General features: G+C 71.6%; 19 protein-coding genes and 1 pseudogene. 10 read left to right on the top strand and 10 right to left on the bottom strand.

Annotation, left to right across the window (positions count from 1 at the left end; translation table 11 throughout):
- Positions 1 to 7 precede the first annotated feature (7 nt).
- Positions 8 to 469, bottom strand: a complete 462-nt coding sequence (locus OHB01_RS23250) for an RDD family protein (RefSeq protein WP_328853979.1) — start codon at positions 467 to 469, stop codon at positions 8 to 10.
- Between the two features lie 130 nt (positions 470 to 599).
- Here OHB01_RS23250 and OHB01_RS23245 point away from each other — a divergent pair, with 130 nt between their 5' ends.
- A complete protein-coding gene (locus tag OHB01_RS23245; protein WP_142644866.1) occupies positions 600 to 1,634 on the top strand; it encodes a hypothetical protein in 1,035 nt (344 codons plus the stop codon).
- A gap of 169 nt (positions 1,635 to 1,803) precedes the next feature.
- Positions 1,804 to 3,228: a type I glutamate--ammonia ligase gene (gene glnA / locus OHB01_RS23240; protein ID WP_142644865.1), complete on the top strand. Its 1,425-nt coding sequence runs from the start codon at positions 1,804 to 1,806 to the stop codon at positions 3,226 to 3,228.
- A 264-nt stretch (positions 3,229 to 3,492) separates the two neighbouring features.
- On the opposite strand, the gene OHB01_RS23235 is transcribed toward glnA, so the two are convergent.
- Complete coding sequence (locus OHB01_RS23235; protein WP_328853978.1) at positions 3,493 to 4,020, bottom strand: DUF402 domain-containing protein; 528 nt, start codon at positions 4,018 to 4,020, stop codon at positions 3,493 to 3,495.
- A 106-nt stretch (positions 4,021 to 4,126) separates the two neighbouring features.
- Here OHB01_RS23235 and OHB01_RS23230 point away from each other — a divergent pair, with 106 nt between their 5' ends.
- Positions 4,127 to 4,489, top strand: coding sequence for an MmcQ/YjbR family DNA-binding protein (locus OHB01_RS23230; RefSeq protein ID WP_142644863.1), 363 nt, complete (start codon positions 4,127 to 4,129; stop codon positions 4,487 to 4,489).
- 178 nt (positions 4,490 to 4,667) lie between these two features.
- Positions 4,668 to 5,069: a hypothetical protein gene (locus OHB01_RS23225; RefSeq protein ID WP_147942244.1), complete on the top strand. Its 402-nt coding sequence runs from the start codon at positions 4,668 to 4,670 to the stop codon at positions 5,067 to 5,069.
- Positions 5,070 to 5,076: 7 nt separating this feature from the next.
- Here OHB01_RS23225 and OHB01_RS23220 read toward each other — a convergent pair whose 3' ends face one another.
- Positions 5,077 to 6,303: an MFS transporter gene (locus OHB01_RS23220; RefSeq protein ID WP_328853977.1), complete on the bottom strand. Its 1,227-nt coding sequence runs from the start codon at positions 6,301 to 6,303 to the stop codon at positions 5,077 to 5,079.
- 83 nt (positions 6,304 to 6,386) lie between these two features.
- Between OHB01_RS23220 and OHB01_RS23215 the strand changes: the two genes are divergently transcribed.
- Complete coding sequence (locus tag OHB01_RS23215) at positions 6,387 to 7,259, top strand: LysR family transcriptional regulator (protein ID WP_328853976.1); 873 nt, start codon at positions 6,387 to 6,389, stop codon at positions 7,257 to 7,259.
- Positions 7,260 to 7,263: 4 nt separating this feature from the next.
- On the top strand, positions 7,264 to 7,878 hold the full coding sequence (locus tag OHB01_RS23210) for a class I SAM-dependent methyltransferase (protein ID WP_142644860.1): 615 nt from the start codon (positions 7,264 to 7,266) through the stop codon (positions 7,876 to 7,878).
- 1 nt (position 7,879) lies between these two features.
- Here the strand turns inward: OHB01_RS23210 and OHB01_RS23205 are convergent, their stop codons facing one another.
- The gene (locus tag OHB01_RS23205) at positions 7,880 to 8,401 is read right to left on the bottom strand and encodes a GNAT family N-acetyltransferase (protein WP_328853975.1); all 522 of its coding nucleotides are present in this window, start codon (positions 8,399 to 8,401) and stop codon (positions 7,880 to 7,882) included.
- A gap of 128 nt (positions 8,402 to 8,529) precedes the next feature.
- On the opposite strand from OHB01_RS23205, the gene OHB01_RS23200 reads away from it, so the two are divergent.
- Positions 8,530 to 9,300, top strand: coding sequence for a hypothetical protein (locus tag OHB01_RS23200; protein WP_328853974.1), 771 nt, complete (start codon positions 8,530 to 8,532; stop codon positions 9,298 to 9,300).
- A gap of 80 nt (positions 9,301 to 9,380) precedes the next feature.
- Here the strand turns inward: OHB01_RS23200 and sigJ are convergent, their stop codons facing one another.
- A complete protein-coding gene (gene sigJ / locus OHB01_RS23195) occupies positions 9,381 to 10,316 on the bottom strand; it encodes an RNA polymerase sigma factor SigJ (RefSeq protein ID WP_147942246.1) in 936 nt (311 codons plus the stop codon).
- A gap of 166 nt (positions 10,317 to 10,482) precedes the next feature.
- Here sigJ and OHB01_RS23190 point away from each other — a divergent pair, with 166 nt between their 5' ends.
- Together OHB01_RS23190 and OHB01_RS23185 are read left to right on the top strand one after the other, a co-directional pair.
- Entirely contained in the window at positions 10,483 to 11,073 is a 591-nt protein-coding gene (locus tag OHB01_RS23190; RefSeq protein ID WP_147942247.1) for an NADPH-dependent FMN reductase, read from the top strand.
- A 57-nt stretch (positions 11,074 to 11,130) separates the two neighbouring features.
- A complete protein-coding gene (locus OHB01_RS23185) occupies positions 11,131 to 11,571 on the top strand; it encodes a YybH family protein (RefSeq protein ID WP_147942248.1) in 441 nt (146 codons plus the stop codon).
- A 40-nt stretch (positions 11,572 to 11,611) separates the two neighbouring features.
- On the opposite strand, the pseudogene OHB01_RS23180 reads toward OHB01_RS23185, so the two are convergent.
- From OHB01_RS23180 to OHB01_RS23170, 3 genes and pseudogenes are all read right to left on the bottom strand, one after another.
- Positions 11,612 to 11,947, bottom strand: a pseudogene (locus OHB01_RS23180) (ester cyclase); the annotation flags it as partial.
- Positions 11,948 to 11,989: 42 nt separating this feature from the next.
- Complete coding sequence (locus tag OHB01_RS23175; RefSeq protein WP_328853973.1) at positions 11,990 to 13,234, bottom strand: MFS transporter; 1,245 nt, start codon at positions 13,232 to 13,234, stop codon at positions 11,990 to 11,992.
- Positions 13,235 to 13,300: 66 nt separating this feature from the next.
- Positions 13,301 to 14,695 carry a hypothetical protein gene (locus tag OHB01_RS23170; RefSeq protein ID WP_147942250.1) on the bottom strand — a complete coding sequence of 465 codons (1,395 nt, stop codon included), beginning with the start codon at positions 14,693 to 14,695 and terminating at the stop codon, positions 13,301 to 13,303.
- A gap of 128 nt (positions 14,696 to 14,823) precedes the next feature.
- Between OHB01_RS23170 and OHB01_RS23165 the strand changes: the two genes are divergently transcribed.
- Positions 14,824 to 15,636, top strand: coding sequence for an SAM-dependent methyltransferase (locus OHB01_RS23165; RefSeq protein ID WP_142644853.1), 813 nt, complete (start codon positions 14,824 to 14,826; stop codon positions 15,634 to 15,636).
- Between the two features lie 61 nt (positions 15,637 to 15,697).
- Here OHB01_RS23165 and OHB01_RS23160 read toward each other — a convergent pair whose 3' ends face one another.
- Together OHB01_RS23160 and OHB01_RS23155 are read right to left on the bottom strand one after the other, a co-directional pair.
- Positions 15,698 to 18,700: a bifunctional [glutamine synthetase] adenylyltransferase/[glutamine synthetase]-adenylyl-L-tyrosine phosphorylase gene (locus tag OHB01_RS23160; protein WP_142644852.1), complete on the bottom strand. Its 3,003-nt coding sequence runs from the start codon at positions 18,698 to 18,700 to the stop codon at positions 15,698 to 15,700.
- A gap of 258 nt (positions 18,701 to 18,958) precedes the next feature.
- Complete coding sequence (locus tag OHB01_RS23155; RefSeq protein ID WP_328853972.1) at positions 18,959 to 19,672, bottom strand: type 1 glutamine amidotransferase; 714 nt, start codon at positions 19,670 to 19,672, stop codon at positions 18,959 to 18,961.
- Positions 19,673 to 19,686 lie beyond the last annotated feature (14 nt).

Below are 19,686 nucleotides of genomic sequence, written 5' to 3'. Positions count from 1 at the left end.
CGCGGCGTCAGAGGTTGACCACGACCGTCCCGCTCGCGCGGTCGTGCAGGCCGCGCCGGTCGCGGTCCCAGATGAGCGCGGGCACGGCGAGGCACAGCAGCAGCGTGCGCACCAGCACGCCGGGAACGTGCGGCCGTCCGCCGTCGAGCCTGGCCACGCGGATGCCGAACAGCCGCATCCCCAGCGTCATGCCGATCGTGCTGACCAGCAGGACGTACTCCGCGGCGAAGACGCCGAGGCCGACCACGCCGACGTCGTTGCCCTGGAAACGCAGCAGGCCTCCGGCGATGGCCCAGGTGCACAGCAGCCAGTCGACGGCGACGGCGCCGATCCTGCGCCCCCACCCCGCGACCGCTCCGGGGCCCTGCTCGGGCAGGCCGAGGCGCTCCCCCGGATAGCCCAGGTTCACCCCGGCGGCCCGCGGGCCGTCCATCCAGGTCTGTGTCCAACGCGGCTGCCGGTCACTCATGGTTTCCCAGCGTATCGGGCACCGGCGCCGGTCCGGTGCCCGGCCACAGGGCCGTCCAACATGGGCAAGCTTTTCCCATTAAATGCCGGTATCGTGAATCGTTTCCGACCTCAGCGCTTTGGAGGGAACCGTGCGACCGGCGGACCCCGATGACATCGACGCTCGCTTCGAGGCGCTGGTCGCGCAGTTCGACGAGGACGAGATCCGGCGGATGACCGCGGCGGCCGAGACGGACGTGTTCCCGCCGGAACGACGGCGCCGCCCGGCCGTGCTGATGGTGATCGCGGGCCTGGTCGTGCTCGTGGGGCTCGTCGTCGTCCTGCGGCCGGACGTCCTGGAGCGGCTCGGCATCGTCCGCCCGGCCGCCGGCGGCGAGGAACTGATGATCTCCGGTCCCGTGGTCGCCCGGCCCGGGCCCGTGCTGACGCCGATTCCCGACGGCGAGGAGGGCCTGTTCGACCACGGCCCCGTCCCTGCGCCGTCCGACGCCCCGTTCGCCGGCACTCCCGCCATCGACTACGCCGACGGAGAGCAGGGGCTGGTCATGCCCGCGGCACGCGCGCTCGGCGGGCTCACCGAGCAGGAGGTCGGCCAGGCCCTGCAACGCGTACGGCGGCTGCTGTCGGCCGCGCACCTCGACCCGGCGACCGTGCGGGGCGGGCGCCCGGAGGAGCTCATCCGCCTGCTGCATCCCCGGCAGCGCGAGGCGTTCCTCCGCCACCTGGACGACAAGGGCCCCTCGGGCACGCGGTCGTGGGTGTTCAGCCTCGCGCCGGACGCCGCCGAGCCGGTCGGCGACATCGTGAAGGTCTCCGGCGAGACGACGATCTCCGAAAGGCCCGGCGGAGGCGTCGAGATCAAGACGGACTATCTGTTCGTCCACCCGGTGAGCCGCCCCGGCGCGCCGCTGGTCATGACGAGGGTCGTCGAACATCACCGAAGCGAATTCTCCGCCTACCGCGAGGACGGGAAGCTCGTCATCTGGTGGAACACGGACAGATCCGCCGTATTTGGCGCGAATTGCGCACTGGACGACGGATTCGTCCGTCCGCGATTCCCTGGTGATCCACAGGGAACACGACCCTCCGGCGAGCCCGTCGATCCCTATGATCGTGTCTCCGGCGTTTCCGGCAAGCCCCGCTGCCCGGCCGCGTTGGGCACCTGACCTGCGAAAAGGCCGTACGATGGAGCCCGGGGAACGGTAGGCCGACGCTATCGCCGCGGCCGCCCTGGCGGCGCATTCCCTTAACACGCGCGAAACAATCGAGACATGGGGCGGAAACGGCATCGGCCTATTTTCGGGTTGCTAGCCCATGCCCCTGGGAGGTTCGAGAGTGTTCAACTCCGCCGATGACGTCCTCAAGTTCATCCGGGACGAGGGTGTGCAGTTCGTCGACGTCAGGTTCACGGACCTGCCGGGGACGACGCACCACTTCACCTTCCCGGCCGAGAACTTCGGGCCGAACGTCTTCACCGACGGCCTCATGTTCGACGGCTCGTCGATTCGCGGGTTCCAGGCCATCCACGAGTCGGACATGCTCCTGCTGCCCGACCCCTCCACGGCCGTGCTCGACCCGTTCCGTCAGCACAAGACGCTGAACATCAACTTCTTCGTGCACGACCCGCTGACCGGTGAGGCCTACAGCCGCGACCCCCGCAACGTCGCGCGCAAGGCCGAGGAGTACCTCAAGGGCACCGGCATCGCGGACACCGTTTACTTCGGCCCCGAGGCCGAGTTCTACATCTTCGACGACGTCCGCTTCGAGACGAAGCAGAACGCCGGTTACTACTACATCGACTCCATCGAGGGCGCCTGGAACACCGGCAAGGCCTCCGAGGGCGGCAACCTGGGCTACAAGCCCCGTTACAAGGGCGGCTACTTCCCGGTCCCGCCGATGGACCACTTCACCGACCTGCGCTCGCAGATGGTGCGCAACCTCATCGACGCCGGCATCGAGACCGAGATGCAGCACCACGAGGTGGGCACCGCCGGTCAGGCCGAGATCGACTTCCGGTTCGGCACGCTGCTCGAGACGGCCGACAAGCTGATGCTGTACAAGTACATCATCAAGAGCACGGCCATCCAGGCGGGCCGTACGGTCACGTTCATGCCCAAGCCGATCTTCGGTGACAACGGCTCCGGCATGCACTGCCACCAGTCCCTCTGGAAGGACGGCGAGCCGCTGTTCTACGACGAGGTCGGCTACGCCGGTCTGTCGGACACCGCGCGCTACTACATCGGCGGCCTGCTCAAGCACGCCCCGTCGCTGCTGGCCTTCACCAACCCGACGGTGAACTCCTACCACCGCCTGGTGCCCGGCTACGAGGCCCCGGTCAACCTGGTCTACTCGCAGCGCAACCGCTCGGCCTGCGTCCGCATCCCGATCACGGGGTCGAACCCGAAGGCCAAGCGCATCGAGTTCCGCGTGCCGGACCCGTCCTGCAACCCGTACTTCGCCTTCGCCGCCATGCTCATGGCCGGCCTCGACGGCATCCGCAACAAGATCGAGCCGCCGGAGCCGGTCGACAAGGACCTGTACGAGCTGCCGCCGGAGGAGGCCCGCAACATCCCGCAGGTGCCGGGCTCCCTGGAGAAGGTGCTCGACGCGCTCGAGGCCGACCACGACTACCTGCTGGAGGGCGGCGTGTTCACGCCGGACCTCATCGAGACGTGGATCTCCTACAAGCGCGAGAACGAGGTCGACCCGATCCGTCTCCGCCCGCACCCGCACGAGTTCGAGCTCTACTACGACGTGTGACCGGTGACCGCGCGATGACGTGCATGGTCGTCGCGCGGTGATCCGGCCCGCCTCGGTTCCGTCCGAGCGGCGAGCACCACATCGAGGGCGGCGTTCGGCGCCCGAAGAGGTCAGGAGCGACGCGAGGCGGTGCCGCGAGTCGTGGAGCCGGAAAGCCCGTGGCAAGGTCCCGCACCTTGCCACGGGCTTTCCGCATTGCGCGCTGCAAAGCGGCCCTCCCCCGGCTTGCCCGCGTTGATGATCGCCCGCACGGCCGCTGGGTGCTCAGGGCCTTTGGGCCACGTCGAAGGGCGGCAGCTCCGCCAGGCCCAGGACGGCCGCCGGTGGGAAGTCCGGCCATGAGCCCGGCGGGTCCTGGTTCAGATTGCGCAGGTGCTTATCGATGAAGCGCTGCGTGTCGCGCAGGACCCTGGCCGCGGTGGCGGCATCGATGGCACCGTTCTCCAGCGCGTCGGCGAACTCGTCGAGATCCAGCACTTCGTAGTGTCTGTTGAACGGGGGCACGAGGATGTCCACGTAGTGGTCGTGGACAGCCAGCTCCTTCGGGCCCGCTTCCTCCAGTTCGATGAGGTCGATATACCAGCCGCCTTCGAGCGCGTCGACGAAGGTGACCGGCTTTCTGATCTGTACTCCTTCGTCGGCGATGACGAAGCAGCGATCGGTCGTGGGCCGCCCGGGAACCCGCCACGGGGGAAGGATCTCGACGTCGTAGGCCACGATGTTGTCGCCGGTCCGGACACCGGAGCACCATTGCCCAGTGCCGTGGTGAACGCGCACCTCTTCAAAGGTCATGAGTCGCAGTATGACCGCGGTGGGGAACAGCGCCTGATCGCTCCCAGTTGCGCTCGAGGATCACGGCCGGGGAGATGGGACGGCTGCCGCCGGTTAATGTCCTCTCGTGACAACTACGGACGACATCCGACGCTGGGCCACGGCACTGCCCGAGGTCGAAGAGGTCAGTCACTTCCGGTTCCACGTTCCCGTGTTCAAGGTCAGAGGCCGGACCTTCCTCGGCATGGGCAGGGACGAGACGACGGCCGTGTTCTGCGTCGCCGAGCAGCAGGCCGTCGACGCGGCGCAGGCCGACCCGTCCGTCTACGAGGCCGTACGCCGTCCGGATGCGCGGAAGAGCTTCCTCGGGCTGCAGGTCGAGCTCGGCAGGGTCCCGGCGGAGCGCGTCAGGAGTCTCGTGGAAGAGGCATGGCGTCAGCAGGCGCCCAAGCGCCTGGTGGCCGAGCATGACCGGCACAGACCGGCCTGAGATCGCATGAAGACGGGACCATGGTTCCGGCCCGCCGATGGTCGGCACGGGAGGTCAGACCGGGAGCGTGGCCCGGATCGGCGCCGCGTCCTGATCGCGAAGATCACCCCCGCGCCTCTCCCAATCGGCGGCGACCACGTACCGCCGGGCTCGTGAGATCGCCGGCTTGGGCAGGGGGATGATGGAACTTTCCGCCCTGGAGGGCCTGCGCCTGACCGCGGTCACGGCGGCCCTGTTCACCCATGAGTCCGACGCTCCCGAACTCCTGCACGTATGGCTTCATCTGGAGACGACGACCGTCGTGGTCCGTGACACCGCCGACTGGGCTCTGTGCGTCGTGCCGGACGAGCCGGGAGACGGCTACACGATGGAGGAGCTCGGCAGCCGGGTGGACATCGTGCCCGCACCCGCCGAGGTGCCCTTCATCCGGCATGTCGGCGAGCGGCTCGTCCAGGTGAGCAAGGGATTCGACCCCGACGATCCCACCCAGTGGGTGGGGGCGGAGTTCGTCTTCGAGACGGGACGCGTGATCGCGCAAGCCTTCGGGGGCGACCTGCGCCTATCTCACGCCTCCCCGTGACGAACGGTCACTTCCCCAGGGCGGGGGTACGGCGCAGCAGGAGGGTGAGGGCGCCGGTGGCGGTGAGCAGGAGCACGGCGAGGGCGACCACGCCAGGCCATCCGGCGTCCGTCCAGGCGCGGCCCGCGAGGCTGCCGAAGACGGAGGACCCGAGGTAGTAGGTGAACAGGTAGAGCGAGGCGGCCTGGCCCGTGGACGCCCCGCCCGCGTGCGCCCGGGCCGGGACCCAGCCGCTGGCCACACCATGGACGGCGAAGAACCCCGCGGTGAGGAGCGCGAGCCCGATGACCACGACCGGCAGCGAGGACGGCAGCGTGACCAGCGCGCCGGCGACGGCGAGCAGGCAGCCGAGCGGCGTCACGGTCCTGCGTCCGTAGCCGTCCGCCAGCCGGCCGAACACCACGGAGCTGACCGAGCCGATGGGATAGACGAGGAACATCAGGCCGGCGGCTCCGACGCCGAGGTGGAACGGCGCGCCCGCGAGGCGAAAGCCCAGGGTGTTGAACACCGCGACCAGGGCCCCCATCGAGCACCCGCCGATGCCGTACAACGCGAGCAGCCCGCGGTCCGACACCACGCGCAGGCTCCCACGGAGCAGGGCAAGTACGCCTGCCGGGGCCGCGGTGAAGCGCCGGGAGGCCGGAAGCAGGACGCGCACGGTCAGGGCGCACAGCAGGCCGAGTGCGGCGACCGCGGCGAGCGCCCAGCGCCAGCCGCCGGCCTGGGCGACGGCGCCGGTCAGGAGACGGCCGGCCATGCCGCCCAGGGCCTTGCCGCCGACGTACAGACCGGCGGCGCGGGCGTGCGTGGACGGGTGCAGTTCCTCGCGCAGGTAGGCGGTGGCGACGGCGGGGAGCCCTGCCAGCGTGATGCCCAGGAGCGACCTCAGGACCATGAGCGCGGTCCAGCCGGGGGCCAGCGCGCACGCGGCCGCGACGACGGCGGACGCCGTCAGCGACAGGTGGATCAGCCGCGTACGGCCGACGACGTCGGACAGGGGGCCGGCCACCAGCAGCGCGACACCGAGCCCGAGCGTGGTGAGCGACACGCTCAGCGTGCTCTCCGCGGTGGACACCCCGAACTGCTCGGCGAGCTCGGGCAGGATCGCCTGGGTGCTGTAGAGCAGCGCGAAGGTGGCGACCCCGGCGGCGAACAGCGCGACGACGACCCGCCGGTATCCGGCGGTCCCCGGCAGGTGTCCCTCCACGGCGGAGGGCTCAAGAACAGCGGTCACCCGAACGACTGTGCGCTTTCTGACTCCATGCGTCCAATGCGGTTAAAGTCGGTTTTCGATGCGTGATGCGTATGATGGCGCTCATGCTGCTCCGGGATCTGGCCTGGCTGGTCGCCCTCGCCGATCACCAGCACGTGACCGACACCGCCACAATCCTCCGCACGAGCCAGCCGACGCTCTCGCGCGCCCTCGCCCGCGTCGAGACCGAGCTCGGCACCCGGGTGTTCGAGCGCGCGCCGGACGGCGTCCACCTGACGCCCAACGGGAGGCTCGTGGTGGCGGCCGCGCGCGACCTCACGGCGCGCTACGAGCAGTTGCTGGCCGACCTCGGGAGCCTGCTCGACCCGGACACCGGCGTGGTGCGCCTGGCCTTCCTCGACTCCATCGCCACCTCCCTCGTCCCGCGGCTGCTGCGCTCCTTCCACGAGCACGCGCCCCGGATGCGCATCCTGCTGCGCCAGGAACCGGCGCACGAGATCGTGCACGATCTGCGCACCGGGGCCGCCGACCTCGCGATCATCTCGCCACGCCCACCTGGAGATTCCGGCTGGCACCCCTTGCAGGAGGAGCGGCTGGTGCTCGTCGTGCCGCCGAGCCACCGGCTGCGCGACCGGGAGGAGGTGGACCTCCGGGAGCTGGCGGACGAGGAGCTCGTCACGACACCGGTCGGCTTCGGCTACCGGGCCCTGGTCGACGCGCTGCTGCGCGACGCCGGGGTGTCCCCCGCCGTCTCGTTCGAGAGCCAGGATCTCGCGACCATCGAGGGCCTGGTCGCGGCGGGGCTCGGCGTGGCCGTCGTCCCCGAGCCCTTCGCCGGCCTGTCGGGCACCGTCGGCGTCAGGATCGCGGCGGAGGCCGCCCGCCGCACCATCGGCCTCACCTGGCGGACCGACCACGCCCCGGCCGCCCCCGCCACCCGATTCCGCGACTTCGTCATGGCGCCCGCCCTACGATGACCGGATGCGCCAGGCCGACCCGGACCCGTACTGGAACACCAACGTCGCCCGGCACCCGGGCATCCTCCGCGCCGTCCCCGAGGGGTGCGGTGACGCGCTGGACGTCGGCTGCGGAGACGGGCTGCTCGCCCGGAAGCTGACCGGCCGGGCCAAGCGCGTGACCGGCGTCGACAGGTCGCCGGAGATGATCGCGCGTGCCCGCGAGCTCGCGGCCGGCCTGCCCGGGCTCGCCTTCGTCGAGGGCGACTTCCTCACCGCCGCCCTGCCCGCCGGGGAGTACGACTTCGTCTGCTCGGTGTCCGCGATCCATCACATGGACTTCGAAGCCGCGCTCACCAGGATGCGCGAGCTGCTGCGTCCCGGCGGCACGCTGGTGGTGGTCGGCCTGGCCCGCGAGGCGTCCGTCGCGGAGTGGGCGGCGACGATCGCGGCCGTTCCCGTCGTGCGCGTCACGAAGGTGCTGCGCCGCGCACACGAGCCCGAGGGGATGCCGATGACCGCACCGCGGATGAGCTACGGGCAGGTGCGGTCCGCGGCGCGCCGCCTGCTGCCGGGCGTGCGCTATCGCCGGCATGTGCTCCGCCGATACTCCCTGACCTGGACGAAGCCCGGCCGCTAGGTCAACTGTCCAGGGCCCGGCGGTAGCGGATCTCGGTCAGCGGGAAGCCGTCCGACTCGTCGTGCAGTTCGGCGCCGTCGGGGCGCCAGCCGCCGCGCTCGTAGAACCACCGCGCGCGGCTGTTCCCGTCGACGACCCAGAGGACGGCCTGCTCATATCCGGCGGCGGTGAGGCTGTCCAGCGCGGCGGCCATGAGACGCCCGCCGACCCCGGCGCCCCATACCTCGGGCATCAGGTAGATCGCCGAGATCTCCGCCACCGAGGCGGGATCGACGTCGTCGTCCCGGCCGGGGCCGAACGAGGCGAACCCGGCGACCGAGCCGTCCACCTCCGCCACGAGGACCTCCGTACGCGGCGGGGCGGACTCCCCCAGCAGGCGCTCCCAGACGGGCAGGCGCATGGCCGGGGTGAGCCCGTCGAGGTAGGCCTGGGGCATGAGCCCCGGATAGGCGGCCTGCCACGACCGGACGTGGACGACGGCGATCGCCTCCGCGTCCGCCGGTTCGGCACGTCTGATGACCATGCACGCTCCACATCCGTTTTCCGCTGCCGCCGCCCCGTTATACACCTCGCTGCCGCGCACGGAACAATCGGGTGATATCCCATAAAAAGGCTGCCGAGAGTGTTTTGTGTGGCCTAATCTCGTCGTCCGTGAAACTCGCCAAGATCGCGCTCGCCGGCACGGTGGCGCTGGGGCTCGTCCCGGCCGTCACCGGCACGGCCGCCGCCCAACCGGTCAAGAGCAGGACCCTCACCGACAACCGCCTGTACGGCGCGGGCCCGCTGCCGGACACCACGTGCCGGGAAAGGCGCGTGAAGAAGGGAGACGCGAGGTCCGCGAAGCTCTATCTGAACGAGATGCTGCGGTGCCTCACCCGCACCTGGGGCACCGAATTGCGCCGGGCGAATCTGAAGCCGTCGCCGGTGAAACTCACGTACGCCACCGAGGTGCCGGCGAAGTACTGCGGCGACAAGTGGCGCAAGGGCGATTGGGACGGCTTCTACTGCGAGACATCGCGCACCATCCTGATCGTGCTTTCCAAGGACCTTTTGCAGGAGCCGGGGGATCTCTACCTCTTAAACCTGCTCGCGACGAACTACGGGGAGCACGTGCAGAACGTCACGCGCATCTACCGGGCCTGGCTCGACCTCGACCACCGGAGCAAGGCCGAACTCACCGAACAGACGCGGCGATACAGCCTGCAGAGCTCCTGCTTCGCCGGAGCCTCCCTGCGAAGCGTCTGGAAGTCCTTCAGGCGTCCCCGCGAGGACTGGGACGATCTGCTCTTCTACCTGCGCGGCTGGGCGGGCACGTACAGCGGGAGCCGGAAGTCGCTCACTTACTGGGCCAACGAGGGATTCAAGACCGGCGACCCCGCATCCTGCAACACCTGGACCGCCCCGTCCTCGAAGGTGGCCTGACGCCTGCGTACGGCGGCCGGGACGCGGGGCGTCGAACGGGCATGACCTGCCGGCGAGCCGGCCGCGGGCGAGCGTGCCCGTCAGCCGGCCGTCCACGGGTGGAGCTTGTCGGGGTTGCGTACGGCCCAGATGCGCTTGATCCGGTCGCCCGCGATCTCGAACGCGAACACCGACACGGTGACGGCGTCCTGCTGGGCGATCAGGCCGGGCCGGCCGTTGACCGTACGCTCCAGGAGCGTCAGGCCGGACACCCTGGCGGCGAGCGCGGCGAAGTGACGTGCGATCCGCTCGCCGCCCTCGATCGGGCGGAGCAGCGCGGGGGCGATGCCGCCGCCGTCGGCGATTCCTGTGGCGCCGGGGTCGAGGAGCCCGATGAGCGCGTTGATGTCCTGGGCCTCCCACGCCTGCTTGAACTCCCTGACGACCGCGGCCTGCCGGGATGCCGGCGGCGCGGCGGCCTGGGAGTCGCGGATGCGACGGCGGGCCGAGGACGCGAGCTGACGGCAGGCCGCCGGGGTCCGGCCGACGATCTCCGCCACTTCGGCGAAGGAGTAGCGGAAGACGTCGTGCAGGACGAACGCGACGCGCTCGGCCGGGGTCATCGCGTCGAGCACGACGAGGAACGCCATGCTGACCGACTCGTCCAGCGTGACCTGGTCGGCCGGGTCCGCGCCGATGCCGTCCGGCCGCCCGGTGGCCCGGTCCGCGGGGTCGGGCAGCGGCTCGGGGATCCACTCGCCCACGTAGGTCTCGCGCCGGGCCCGCGCCGAGGAGAGCAGGTTGAGGCAGATGCGCCCGGCGACCCTGGTCAGCCAGGCGCCGGGGGACGCGATGGCGTCCCGCTCCCGCGGTGACATGGCATACCAGCGGGCGTAGGTCTCCTGGACGACGTCCTCGGCCTCGGCCAGGGAGCCGAGCAGGCGGTAGCCGAGGTTGATGAGCTGACGCCGCTCGCTGATGATCGCGCTCAGGCCCGCGTCCAACCGGTCGTGTCCTGGTCCGGGGTGATCGGTCATGGTTCCGGAAGCTCCCCTGGGTCGTGTGCTGCCCTTACCGGTCCGACAAGACAGCGCGGCGATCTGTGAGGCCGGGCCGCCTCACATTCCGGGCCGCCTCACATTCCGGGCCGCCGCGTTGTCGTACTGCTCGAAGCATCGGCATCAGCACTGGAGCAGGAGAACGATGACGAAGATCGGGATCATACTCGGCAGCACCCGCCCCGGCCGCAGGGGCGAGCAGGTCGCCACCTGGGTCCACGAGAGGGCCGCACGCCGCACCGACGCCGAGTTCGCGGTGGTCGACCTGCTCGACCACCCGTTGCCGCACCTCGACGAGCCGACACCGGCGATGCTGTCAGCGGGCCGGTATCAGCACGAGCACACCAGGGCCTGGGCGGACACCATCGCCTCTTTCGACGGGTTCGTCATCGTCACTCCCGAATACAACCATTCGGCTCCCGGCGTGCTCAAGGACGCCCTCGACCACCTGTACGCCGAGTGGAACAACAAGGCCACCGGGTTCGTCTCGTACGGCATCGCGGGCGGCGCCCGCGCGGTCGAGCAGTTGCGGCTGGTCTGCGGGGCGTTGCAGATGGCGGACGTGGCCCCGCAGGTCGCGCTGCCGCTGCAGACCGAGTTCGAGGACTACACCGTCTTCAGGCCGGGCCCGCACAGCGCCGGCGCGCTCGACATGCTGCTGGACCACGTCGTCGCCTGGAGCACCGCCTTGGCGCCGCTGCGCGCCGCCACCCCGGTCACCGTCACCTCGGCCTGACATTTCCCGGCACTGTCCGGTCGTACCGGTGAGAACCGATTGAAGGGACGTACAGCGATGCCTACGCGACGCGAGGAAGACGAAGCCACGATCAGGCGGCACATCGGCAGGGTCGTCGAAGGGATCCGGGCCAAAGATCTCGACGCACTGAGGCGGCTCTACGCGACGGACGTCGTGTCCTTCGACGTCGAGCCGCCGCTGCAACACGTCGGGATCGACGCGAAGCTGAAGAACTGGGCGAAAGTGTTCGCGGTCTTCGAGGAGGTCGATTACGAGGTGCGCGACCTGACCCTCGCCGTGGGCGACGACGTGGCGTTCGGGCACTGCTTCGGCCGGCTCAGCGGCACGCTGGCGAACGGGACGGCGACGAACGGCATATGGGTCCGGGGCACCTTCTGCTTCCGGAAGACCGGCGGCGAGTGGCTGATCGTGCACGACCAGGCTTCTGTGCCGCTCGACATCGCCAGCGGCCGAGGAGTGACCGACCTCGAACCCTGACAGCCGCCGGTGAACGCCCCGGGCCGCAGTGGCCGGGGCGTCACCGGAGCCGAAGGCCCCTCGGGCCCCCGCCGCTGCCGTGGTAGGTCCACATCTCGGCGAGCAGGCCGTCCTGTACGCGGATGAGCCAGACCAGAGAGGTGCCGTCCGCGTCCTGGCCGCGACCGGCGTTCCCCACGACCGCCACCAGGTCACCCTCCCCGAGGATGGCGTCGATGCGGAACCGGAGGTCCGGCTGCGCGCCGCGGATCCGCTCGATCGCCTCGCGAACGCCCTGCGGCCCGGCCACCTCGGGATGCGCGTGGTCCACCCAGCTCGGGCTCAGGATCCGCTCGGCCGCCGAGGCGTCGCCGGAGTTCCACATCTCGAAGTAGCGCGTGGCGAGCCGCCGGGGGGGCGCTCGGCCGGTCGTCGTCGGTCATGGTCGTTTCCCATCCAATGCGCGTACGGGTGACAGGGACAGCAGGAGCGGCCACAGCAGGGTGGCGGAGCCCAGGATGATCAGGGCGGGGCGCAGGCCGATCCAGGTGCCCAGGGCGCCGGCCAGCAGCGGCCCGAGCGGCAGCAGGCCCGCCCGCATGAAGTGGGTGGAGCCGTTCATCCGGCCGAGCATGCCGGGCGGGCACAGCGACTGGCGCGCGGTCTGGGCCGCGGTCGTCTGGACCATCCCTGCGGCCGTCAGGAAGGTGAAGACCAGCCCGACGGTCCACTGGCCGGCCAGGCCGGGCGGCACGAGGGGGGTGACCAGCTCGAACGGGGCCGACAGCGCAGCGCCCAGGACGATCACGCGACCCATGCCGAACCGGGCCGTCACCCGCCCGGCCGCCATGCTCCCGGCGACCCCGCCGACAAGGCTCAGGCCGTAGACGAGCCCGGCCGCCCGGGGGCTCCAGCCCAGCTCCCGCACGACGTACAGCAGCCACATCGAGCTGATCCCGCGCAGCAGCACGGCGCTGACCGCCCCGGAGAGGGCGAGCACGCGCAGCACAGGATGGGCGAGCACGAACCGGAGCCCCTCGGCGATCTCACCGAGGAAGCGCCCGCGGTGCGGTGTGCGCTCGGGCTTCGGCTCCCGCAGGCGCATCGACGCCAGGGCCACGGCGCTCACGGCGTACGAGAGGGCGTCCGCGGCGACCGCGCGGGCGGCGCCGACGAGGCCGACCAGGAAGCCTCCGACGCTCGGCCCGGCCATCTCGGCGAGACCGCGCGCGGTGTTCATCTTGGCGTTGCCGTCGGTGAGCCTGTCGCCGCCGAGCAGCACCGGCGTCAGGCTGCCTGACGCGGTGCCGAAGACCACGCCGAGCGCGCCGACGACCAGCGTGACCACGTAGAGCTGGGTCATCGTGACCCGGCCCACGACGGCGGCGATCGGCACCGACGCCATGGCCAGCGCCGACCCGGCGTCACAGGCGATCATGAGGCACCGCCTGCGGTGACGATCGGCCAGCACGCCGGCAGGCAGCGACACGACCAGCGACGGCAGCGTGCCCATGGCCCCCAGCACCGCCACTTCGAACGTGGTGGCGCGCAGCCCGGCGACCGCGACCATCGGCAGGGCGATCCAGCTGATCTGCGAGCCGAACAGGCTCACCGTGTGGCCGCTCCACAGCAACATGAAGTCCCGGTGCCGCCACAGCGACCCGGCCGGCCCTCGCCCGCGCACCCGGCCGACCGTACGCACGCGCGTCGGCCGCCGCAACCCGATATCGCGGCCGTGGCACGCGACCGGTCAGGAGGGGGTGGAGCCGGAGGTACGGCCGCGCAGGCCGCTCACACGGCGCAGGATGTCCCACCAGAACGGCGCGCCGAACAGCAGGGCGACCAGCGTGACGAGGAACCCCGGCCAGTGGCCCGGTGACGTGAGGCGCTGCCACCAGTCCCCGCCGCGCCAGGCCCACACCGGGCCGTCGGCCGCGTCCATCGTGACGCTCACCGGGGCATAGGTGAAGATCTTCACGAACGCCGGGGTGCTCAGCACGTCGGTGACGCACGCGTACGGGTCCTGGCCGGGCGCGCACTGCTCGCGCAGCGGTTCGAGCGCCTGGGGACCCGTATCGCCGAAGGCCGTCACCGCGCTGCGGTAGGCGTTGTCGCGCAGCAGGGTCTTGCCGAACTCCAGGGAGTCCATGCTGAACACCAGCGTCACGACGAGACCGAGCGCGACGATGACCCAGCGGACGTAGCGGCGGTAGAGCAGGCTGAGCCGCTCCATCTCACCGTCGAACCAGTCCTCGATGCCGCGCCGGAACGCCTCCAGGTCGTGGCTGGCCCTGTCCCACACGGCCTTGAGCGGGCGGGAGAAGGGGCTCTTCAGCGCGTCGAGGTCCCGCATGAGGGCGTCCACGCCGCCGTGCTCGGTGGCGATCTCCATCACGGCGACGGCGAAGCGCGCGGGCGGGATGTCGGCGATGCTCGTCCTCCCGCGCTTGGCGTGATCGATCTCCTGCAGCCGCTCGTGGAGCAGCTCGGCCATCGACTTGCCCAGACCCGGCGGCAGCACGCCGCCCCCCGCGCCGGCCCCCGCGCCGTCCCCCGCGCCGGCCGGGGCCCCGGCCGTCCCGCCCGCTCCCGCGCCGACGTCCGCCGGCTCCACCGTGAGGACGGCGATCTCCTCGGGGTCGGCCTGCCCGGCGGTGTGCGCAGGGTCCACGCCCTCCCCTGCCGTCTCCTGCTCGGACGTCATCTGAATGGTCGTCATCTGTTCGGCGGCCACGGAGCCCGCGGCGGCGGTGAGCGGCGGGCTCTGCGTCGGGGGCGGCTGCCGGCTGAACGCGGGCCGCGGGTCCGGGCCGAACGGCAGCCGCGCGAACACCCCCATCACGCCGGCGGGCAGCCGCGAGCGGCCCTCCTCCGGCGACACCGCCCGCACCGCCTGCGCCGACGCCGTGCGCGCCGTGCGGCCGAACCTCCTGAGCGCGTCCAGGATCCGGTCGAGCCGGGAGGTTCCGTCCGCCGTCTCCGCGCCGTCGAGGGTGTCGCGCAGGTATGCCCACAGAAACTTGCTGCGGATTCCGAGCAGCCTGACGATGCCCTCGTTGATGCCGCTGACGAGAAGCGACAACAGCAGGAAGGCCAGAATCAGACCGATAGCCAGGTCTGCGTAATACGAGATCAAAGAGATCACCCGTACCGTTGATACAGCGTCGCCACGGTGAGGGCAATGAATTCCGCGATTCCGGATTTCGATCGGACGACCGGGCGGGGGTGCGCACGGATAAGATCAGAAAAACCCCCTTCCCCCCGGAGCATGTGATGGCCGACGAAACCCCCGCTGCCGCGAAGCTCGACACCTCGGTGCCGCATCCCGCCCGGGTGTACGACTACTGGCTGGGCGGCAAGGACAACTTCGAAGCCGACCGCGCGGTCGCCGAAGCGGTGAAGGCCGCCTCTCCCGGGGTCGTCCAGGGCGCCCGGGACAATCGGGCGTTCCTCGGCCGGGCCGTACGGTTCCTCGCGGAGCAGGGGATCACCCAGTTCCTCGACATCGGCACCGGCATTCCGACCCAGGGCAACACCCACGAGGTCGCCCAGTCCGTGAATCCGGCGGCCAGGGTCGTCTACGTCGACAACGACCCGATCGTGATGGTCCACGCCCGCGCGCTGCTGCGCAGCGCGCCGGAGGGCAGGACCGCCTACATCGAGGCCGATCTGCGCGACCCCGACGCCATCCTCAAGCACCCCGACACGCTGGCGACGCTCGACTTCGACCAGCCGATCGCCGTGGTCATCGTGGGCACGCTCATGTTCATCAAGGACGAGGACGACCCGTTCGGCGTCGTCAGGCGCTACACCGACGCGGTCGTGCCCGGCAGTTACCTCGCCGTCACCCACGTCACCGGCGACTTCGCCCCCGAGAGCCTGGAGGCCTTCGCCGAGGCGTACAACACCGGGCCCGTGCCGCTCACCTTGCGTACCGGCGCGGAGATCGCCCGGTTCTTCGACGGCTTCGAGCTCGTGGAGCCCGGCCTGGTGGCGGTCGGCGAGTGGCGCCCGGACCCGGACGAGATCCCCTTCCTGACCGGCCGCGTGCACGGCGGGTACGGGGCCGTGGGCAGGAAGCTCTGACCATCCCCCGCACTGCCCCCTCCACCCGGCCCGTACGGAACCACCCGGCCCGGGGCCGGAGTCAGTCCTCGTAGAAAACGCGCTCCACCACGGCCCGGGCCCGCCGGGTGGCGCGCCGGTAGTCCTCGACGAAGTCCTCGGTGCCCTCGGGGGGATAGCCGAGCGCCCGCGCGAGCAGCACGCGCTCCTTGACCGAGGTCGGGATGCTGTCGGACGCCCGACCGCGCACCAGCATGAGGGCGTCGCGGATGCGTGACGCGAACAGCCACGCCTGCGCGAGCACCTCCTCGTCGGCCGGGTCGAGCAGGCCCTCCGCCGCCGCCGCGCGCAGCGCGTCGAGAGTGCGCGTCGTACGCAGCGCGGGGGTGGCGCCCGCGTGCCGCAACTGGATGAGCTGGGCCACCCACTCCACGTCGCTCAGCCCGCCCCTGCCGAGCTTGGTGTGCAGGGCGGGATCGGCCCCGCGCGGCAGCCGCTCGGCCTCCATGCGCGCCTTGAGCTTGCGGATCTCGCGTACGGCGTCCGCGGAGATGCCCCCGGCCGGGTAGCGCAGCGGATCGACGAGCGCGATGAACTCACGGCCGAGCTCGGGGTCGCCCGCGCAGAACCGGGCCCGCAGCAGCGCCTGGGCCTCCCAGTGCGAGGCCCAGCGGTCGTAGTAGGCCCGATAGGAGGCGATCGTGCGCACGAGCGGCCCCTGCCGTCCCTCCGGCCGCAGGCCCGCGTCGATCTGCAGCGGCGGGTCGGGCGCGGGCAGCGCGAGCAGCCTGCGCGTCTCCTCGGCCACCGCGTGTGCGGCGTCGGTCGCGTCCCTGTCGGCCACCCCCGGCAGCGGCGCGTGCACGAACATGACGTCGGCGTCGCTGGCGTAGGAGCTCTCCAGGCCGCCGAGGCGGCCCATGGCGATGACGGCCATCCGCGTCGGGAACGGAGCGCGCCGTTCCAGCGTGACCTTGTTGATCGCCGTGTCGAGCGCCGCCTGGATCGTGACGTCGTTCAACGACGAGAGGGCCTGGCCGACCTCCTCGATGTCGATCAGCCCCGACAGGTCGGCGCAGGCCGTGCGGAGCAGCTCCCTGCGGCGCAGCGCCCGCACGGCGGCGACGGCGGTCTCGGCGTCCTCCGCGTGGCGGCTCACCGCGGCGGCGGCCTCGGCGGCGAGCGTCGCCGCGGGCCGTACGGCCAGCTCGGCGGGCGAGCCCAGCATCGCGACGGCCTCGGGGGCGTGCAGCAGTAAAGCGGTGACGTATTTGCTGGTGCCGAGCAGGTGGGCGAGGCGCTCGGCCACGGCGGTCTCGTCGCGCAGCAGGCGCAGATACCACGGCGTGGCGCCGAGCTTGTCGCTCACCTGGCGGAAGCCGAGCAGGCCGGCGTCGGGGTCGGGGGCGTCGGCGAACCAGCCGAGCATGACCGGCAGCAGCGTCCGCTGGATGGCCGCCCGGCGGGAGACACCGCTGGTGAGCGCGGCGATGTGCCGCAGCGCGCCCTCGGGGTCGGCGTAGCCGAGCGCCTGCAGCCGCGCGGTGGCCGCGGCCGCGGACAGGCGGGCCTCGGTCTCCGGCAGCCGGGCCACGGCCTGCAGCAGCGGGCGGTAGAACAGCTTCTCGTGGAGCCGCCGCACCTCCAGCGCGTGCCGCTTCCACGTTGTGGTGAACTCCCCCACCGGGTCGGTCGTCATGCCCAGGCCCCGGCCGAGCCGCCGCAGGTCGGCGGTGTCCGACGGCACCACGTGGGTGCGGCGCAGTCGGTGGAGCTGGAGCATGTGCTCGACCTGGCGCAGGAAGGTGTAGGCCTCGGCGAGCGCCTTGGCGTCATCACGCCCGACGTAGCCGCCCCTGGACAGGGCGGCGAGGGCCGACAGCGTGGCCCGGCGGCGCAGCAGCGGGTCGGAACGGCCGTGCACGAGCTGGAGGAGCTGGACGGCGAACTCGATGTCCCGCAGCCCGCCCGGCCCGAGCTTGATCTGCCGGTCGGCCTCGCCCGCGGGCACATGCGCCTCCACGCGGCGGCGCATGGCCTGCACGTCCTCCACGAACTTGGGCCGGGCGGCGGCCTGCCAGACCAGCTCGTTGACCGCGGCGACGTACTGCTGGCCGAGCTCCAGGTCGCCCGCGACCGGGCGCGCCTTGAGCAGCGCCTGGAACTCCCAGGTCTTGGCCCACCGCCGGTAGTAGGTCAGGTGGCTTTCCATGCTGCGCACGAGCGGGCCCATCTTGCCCTCGGGGCGCAGGTTGGCGTCCACCTCCCACAGCGCGCCCTCGGGGGTGCTCGCCGAGCAGGCCCGCATCATGCCCTGCGCGAGGCGGGTGGCGATCTGCAGCGCCTTGGTCTCGTCGACGCCCTCCTTGGGCTCGGCCACGAAGACGACGTCGACGTCGGAGATGTAGTTCAGCTCGCGGGCCCCGCACTTGCCCATGCCGATGACGGCCAGCCGTACGTCGCCCGCGTCGGGCACCTCGGCCCTGGCGATGGCGAGCGCGGCCTCCAGCGCGGCCGAGGCGAGGTCGGCCAGCGCGGCGGCGACCTCGGCGAGCGTGCACTCGCCGGCCACGTCGCGCGACGCCAGGTGCAGCAGGCGGTTGCGGTAGGCGACGCGCAGCGCGTCCATCGCCGGCGTGCCCGGCCCGGCGACGACTCCGCCTGCCATGAGCTCGGCCACGGGTTCGGACGCGTCCGGGTCGGCCCCGACCGCGAGCAGCATCTCCTCGCGCAGATCGCCGAGCGTGGGCCAGCGCGTCCACTGGATCGACGGCAGGCACTCCGGGTGCCGCACGACGTGCTCACCGAGCGCCGCGCTGAGCCCGAACACGCCGAGCAGCCTGCGACGCAGGTCGGGGTCGGCGCGGAACGCCCCGAGCACGCTCGGGTCCCGCTCGACCAGACGGCTCAGGGTGGTCAGCGCCAGATCCGGGTCCGCGGCCCTGACGAGGTCGTCGAGCAGGGCGAGATCGCCGACCGCCTCGGGGCCGAGCTCGTCGAGCAGCCGTTCGGCCCGCGCGCCGTCGGCGAATCCGAGCGCCGCCAGGCGCCCTGCCGTCGTCTGTATCCGAGGCGCGGCGTTCACCGTTCCTTCCTCCACCCCGACGTCGATCACGTCGGCCCCCCGAGACGAACCTTCCCAGTAACGGTACACATGGGACGGAAGCCTCCTCGCAGAGATCGGCCCCCTGCCGCGGAACCGACCTCGGACATCACCGCCCGGCGCCCGCCGGGCTCAGCGCACACGCTAGCCCTCCGTGTTGTGCGCGTCCTTAGCGGTTTCTCTGCGTAATCGGCCCATCACGCGTTTTCGCCGCGCGCTCCTCCGGTCCGTCAGGGCATGTCAGCTCCGGGTGAGCTGGGCCGCGAACGCCTCGGCGAGCGGCCTCCAGGTGCGCCTCAGCTCGTCTCCGGCGGCCCCGACCTGCGCGTTCAGCTCCGCGGCCCGCTCGGGCGGCAGCTCCCCTCCCTCGGTCCAGGAGGCGAAGATCTCGGGCGTGGCCTCGGGGTGGAACTGCACGGCCCACGCCCGGTCGCCGAGCCGGTACGCCTGGTTGGGGTAGCGCGCGCCGGTGGCCAGCCGTACGGCGCCCTCGGGCAGGGTGGTCATGGCGTCGTAGTGATACTGGATCGCCCGGACCGGCCCGTTCCGCGACGCGGACGGCAACGTGGAAAGCAGCGGGTCGGCGGCGGCCTCGGGCAGCGGCTCGATCTCCCCCAGGCCGATCTCCAGGCCCGCGCCGCCGCGCTCGACGGTCCCGCCGCAGGCCATGGTCATGAGCTGGGCGCCGAGGCAGATGCCGAGCGTCGGCACGCCCTCGTCCACGGCACGGGCGATCAGGGCCCTGGTCGCGGGCAGCCAGGCGTAGCCCTCGTCGTCCCAGGCCGCCGCGGCGCCGCCGAGCACCAGCAGCCCGCCGGGGGCGCGCTCGGGCACCGGCTCCCCCTTGTACGGCCGGACAACCTCGGTCTCGACTCCGGCGGCCCCCAGCCACCCCGCGAAGAAGCCCAGGCCGGCCTCGGCCTCGTGCTCGATGACGGTCAGACGTTCACCCATACGGGAGAGCTTAA

Source organism: Microbispora hainanensis (assembly GCF_036186745.1).
GTDB lineage: Bacteria > Actinomycetota > Actinomycetes > Streptosporangiales > Streptosporangiaceae > Microbispora.
This window is presented reverse-complemented; position numbering and strand designations above follow the sequence as displayed.